Annotated in this window: 2 protein-coding genes; both read right to left on the bottom strand. The window is 70.4% G+C overall.

Annotated features, from left to right (window positions below; all coding sequences use genetic code 11):
- The coding region (locus Q0L15_RS21965; RefSeq protein WP_296606958.1) for a TMEM165/GDT1 family protein at positions 1-409 on the bottom strand (409 nt) is incomplete at its 3' end.
- The coding region (gene larC, locus Q0L15_RS21960) for a nickel insertion protein (RefSeq protein ID WP_296606957.1) at positions 409-818 on the bottom strand (410 nt) is incomplete at its 5' end. The genes Q0L15_RS21965 and larC, both read right to left, overlap by 1 nt.

Below are 818 nucleotides of genomic sequence, written 5' to 3'. Positions count from 1 at the left end.
CGTACTTCGCGACCATCGAGATCGTCAGCAGCTGCGACAGGTCGCCCCACTCGGCCGCGAAGAGCACCAGGAACGACGCGATCACCGCTCGGAGGCCGTGCACGTCCTTGGTCTCGACGTCCGACCCGTCCGCGGCCTGGTGGCTGTGGCCCTCCCTGATCAGGATCACCGCGCCCACGAGGAAGATCACCCCGGCGATCGCCTTGACCAGGTCGTCGGGCAGGAACGACACCGCGTGCCCGAGCAGCACGGCGACGACCGTCTGCACGGTGAACGCCAGCCCGACGCCGATCCAGACCAGGATCGGCCGGTACTTCGTGGCGAGCACCAGGGTCGCGAGGAACGTCTTGTCGGGCAGCTCGACCACGAAGATGGCGAGGAAGGTCAGGCCGATGACCACGGGATCCACTACAGGAACTTTCTGGCGAGGGCGGCGGCCGCGGCGAGGACGTCGGACACCGGTCGGCCGAGGGCGACCGCGGCGCGGGCCACGTCGTCGAACTCGGGTTGGGCGTTGACGACCGTACCCTCATGGCGGGCCAGCTTGACGCTCACGGTCTGTCCGTCGACGTCGACCGAGACGAACTCGCGCTCCAGCGCGTGCTTGCGCAGCGGCTGCTCCCGCAGGCCGATCGTGGAGGTCTGCCGGAAGATCGCGTCCCGCACGTCGGCGGCCCGGCCGCCGTCCACCAGCGCGCTCAGCGTGTGCGCCGGGCGGCCCTTCTTCATCAGGATCGGCGTCAGCCAGGCGTCGGAGGCGCCGGCCTCCAGGAGCGCCGCGATCACCGACGGCCACACCCGCGGGTCGAGGTCGTCGA

This window comes from Nocardioides sp., assembly GCF_024509035.1.
In the GTDB taxonomy this organism is placed as follows: Bacteria; Actinomycetota; Actinomycetes; order Propionibacteriales; family Nocardioidaceae; genus Nocardioides.
Note: the sequence above shows the minus strand (reverse complement) of the source record. Positions and strands in the feature narration are given on the sequence as shown.